This window comes from Arthrobacter sp. H35-D1, from assembly GCF_030063185.1.
In the GTDB taxonomy this organism is placed as follows: domain Bacteria; phylum Actinomycetota; class Actinomycetes; order Actinomycetales; family Micrococcaceae; genus Specibacter.
The window spans coordinates 1-2,917 of record NZ_JASISP010000057.1 but is presented as its reverse complement, the minus strand read 5'-3'; the positions used below and the strand labels follow the sequence as shown (position 1 = coordinate 2,917).

Below are 2,917 nucleotides of genomic sequence, written 5' to 3'. Positions count from 1 at the left end.
AGAGTCGCGTTGAGCGTCTGTGAGGACGTCACGTTGACCGCAGGGTAGGCGAATCCCCCAGCCTTGGCACGGTCGATCATTTCGGCATACTTGTCCGGTGTTGCAATGGGCATTTAAAGCTCCTTGGTGGGGTTCCCTTGACGGGTATTTTCTTGCTGGTGACGATTTTTTCGGCTTTGGCCACGTTTTCAGCCGAACAGGACGGCTGCTTCGTCATAGCGTTGAACGGGGACGAGTTTGGGCTTGTGGGTGGCTTCTGCGATACTCACTGACACGATTTCGGTTCCTCTCAGTGCGACCATGCTGCCCCAGTGCTTTTGCATGGCCAAGTCGACCGCTGCCATACCGAGGCGCGTTGCCAATACGCGGTCGAAGGCGCTGGGCACACCACCTCGCTGCGCGAACCCAAGCGCTGTGGCACGAGATTCGATGCCGGTATGGGCCTCGATCATGGGAGCGAGGATGTCTGCTATTCCGCCAAGGCGGGGGCGCTCGAATGCATCGAGTCCCTTGTGGGAGTGGGCTTCGGTCCTGCCCTCAAGCACGAACCCTTCCGCAACAACGATAACGGGGGCTCTGCCCCGGTCCCGGACGGAGTTGACCCATTCGGATATTTGAGTGATCGAGCGAGGATGCTCTGGAATGAGGATTGCGTGTGCACCGGCAGCCATGCCGGCATGAAGCGCAATCCAGCCGGCATTGCGGCCCATCACTTCCACAACGATGCAGCGCTGGTGGGACTCCGCCGTTGTACGGACGCGGTCCACCGCTTCCGTGGCGATCTCCACTGCGGTATTGAAGCCAAACGAGTAGTCAGTCGCGGCGAGGTCATTGTCGATTGTCTTGGGAACACCCACCACCGGCAGGCCCGCCTCCGCAAGCCGCCCGGCTGCCGTTAGCGTGCCTTCGCCACCGACTGCCAAGATCGCGTCGATACGGTTCTCTTTGAGCATGCGCGAGATATTCTCTGGGCCCCCATCGGGTCCCTCAAAGGGGTTGGTCCGAGAAGAGCCAAGGATTGTGCCTCCCTGCTTGGATAGACCACGGACACGGGTCCGATCAAGATGCATGAGATCGGCGTTGACAACTCCTCGCCAACCGTATTTGAAGCCCACGAACTCGTTTCCCGGGACGCGGCTGCTCTTGAGTACTGCGCCGCGGATCACCGCGTTCAGCCCTGGACAGTCACCGCCCGAGGTGAGAATGCCAATCCTCATCTGATTCCTTATCTCTCTGGGTGCAAAGAAGGCCGTTAGGGTTGAGCCCCTACAGGGCGATCTGGCCGGAAGTTTCGTAGGTTGCGATCTTCTTGATGCGGCGCACGTGGCGCTCATCATTGCTGAATGGTTCAGTCAGGAATGCCTCGATGAGGGCGGTGGCCTCCTTGACGGTGTGTTGGCGCCCACCCACGGCCACCACGTTGGCATCGTTGTGTTCGCGGGCCAGCTTGGCCGTCTCGAGATTCCAGGCAAGGGCCGCGCGCACGCCGGGGACCTTGTTCGCGGAGATCTGCTCGCCGTTGCCCGAGCCACCCAGCACTATCCCGAGGGCGTGCACACCGGCAGCCTGATCGGCCACGACCGCGGACGCGGCATTGATGCAGAATGCTGGGTAGTCGTCTGCAGCGTCGTAGACCACAGGCCCGTGATCGATCATCTCGTAGCCCTTGGCTGACAACGCGGTAATAAGGTGGGAGCTGAGCTCCATGCCAGCATGGTCGGTGGCGATATGAACGCGCATGAGTGATCCTTTAGGCTTCTTGGAAAGCAATGTTGTTGGGGTGCAGTGTTGTTGGGGTGAAGGCGAGCTGGCCTTTCGTGCGCAACGACTCGATGGCGTCCTCGGGTGAGGGCCTTCCGTACACGGCCGAACCCGCAACAAAGATGTTGGCACCGGCCTCCGCGGCGCGGGTGATGGTTTCTTCCGTGATGCCGCCGTCGACCTGTATGGCGACGTTAGCGCCGGAGCCCTCGATCGCCGCACGTGCACGGCGAATCTTGGGCAGCATGACATCTAGGAAAGACTGCCCGCCGAAGCCGGGCTCCACCGTCATGATCAGCAGCATATCCAGCTCGGTGAGCATGTCCAAATACGGTTCCACGGGCGTGGTCGGGCGCAGTGCCATGCCTGCCTTGGCGCCACGGGCACGCAGTTCACGGGCCAGCTTGATGGGTGCGTTGGCGGCTTCGACGTGGAAGGTCACCGAGTCCAAACCGGCGTCGGCATAGAGCGGGGCCCAGCGGTCGGCGTCGGCAATCATCAAGTGTGCGTCCAGCGGAACGGGACTCACCTTCTGCAGCCGTTCCACCACCGGCAAGCCGATGGTCAGGTTGGGCACGAAGTGGTTGTCCATGACATCCACATGAACGGCATCGGCATTGGCGATTCGGGCCAGCTCCGCCTCAAGATTGACGAAGTCGGCCGAGAGGATACTGGGATTAATACAGCACTTCAGGGGTGAAACGGACATGATGCCTGCCTTTCGATGGCGGTCAGAATTTACAGAACACGAACACGGTGCCTGGGAGCGCTCGAGGAACCCCCTGCCACACAAAGTAATGTGGGGTATGTCCCTCGACTTGGAGCTTCTGCATTAAATCGTTGATTTCGGCTGAGGGGAGATCGTTGGGCTCTCCCCTCAGCCGAAGTTGGGGGCGGATTCAGCATTGTCACACCCCTGGATGTGGCCTTTCGCGAAAATCCTGCTGGCACTCGGCGTACCACAAGTGCCGAGTGGTGGTATTCGCCAGCTGGGTGCCAAGCACCGCTGCTGTCCCAGCTGAAATTCCCGGTGGTTTAGGCTGCTTTTCGGGCGGTGGTGAGGGCGTTTTCGACGTCGGTGAGGAGTTCTTTCCAGCTGGTGACGAATTTGTCGAGGCCTTCGGTTTCTAGGAGGGTGACGATTTCGTTGTAGGAG

3 protein-coding genes and 1 pseudogene are annotated in these 2,917 nt (G+C 60.3%); all 4 read right to left on the bottom strand.

What is annotated here, in order from left to right; genetic code table 11:
* A pseudogene (locus QMG25_RS20190) lies at window positions 1–113 on the bottom strand (class II fructose-bisphosphate aldolase); the annotation flags it as partial.
* A 75-nt stretch (window positions 114–188) separates the two neighbouring features.
* On the bottom strand, window positions 189–1,217 hold the full coding sequence (locus tag QMG25_RS20185; RefSeq protein ID WP_283462901.1) for an ATP-dependent 6-phosphofructokinase: 1,029 nt from the start codon (window positions 1,215–1,217) through the stop codon (window positions 189–191).
* 49 nt (window positions 1,218–1,266) lie between these two features.
* Window positions 1,267–1,740 (bottom strand): ribose-5-phosphate isomerase, encoded by a 474-nt coding sequence (locus tag QMG25_RS20180; RefSeq protein ID WP_283462899.1) that lies wholly within the window; start codon window positions 1,738–1,740, stop codon window positions 1,267–1,269.
* Between the two features lie 10 nt (window positions 1,741–1,750).
* Complete coding sequence (rpe, locus tag QMG25_RS20175) at window positions 1,751–2,470, bottom strand: ribulose-phosphate 3-epimerase (RefSeq protein ID WP_283462897.1); 720 nt, start codon at window positions 2,468–2,470, stop codon at window positions 1,751–1,753.
* Window positions 2,471–2,917 lie beyond the last annotated feature (447 nt).

Coding starts and splice junctions, on each gene's coding strand:
- QMG25_RS20185 (WP_283462901.1), bottom strand. CDS start 1,217: ATGAGGATTGGCATTCTCACCTCGGGCGGTGACTGTCCAGGGCTGAAC.
- rpe (WP_283462897.1), bottom strand. CDS start 2,470: ATGTCCGTTTCACCCCTGAAGTGCTGTATTAATCCCAGTATCCTCTCG.
- QMG25_RS20180 (WP_283462899.1), bottom strand. CDS start 1,740: ATGCGCGTTCATATCGCCACCGACCATGCTGGCATGGAGCTCAGCTCC.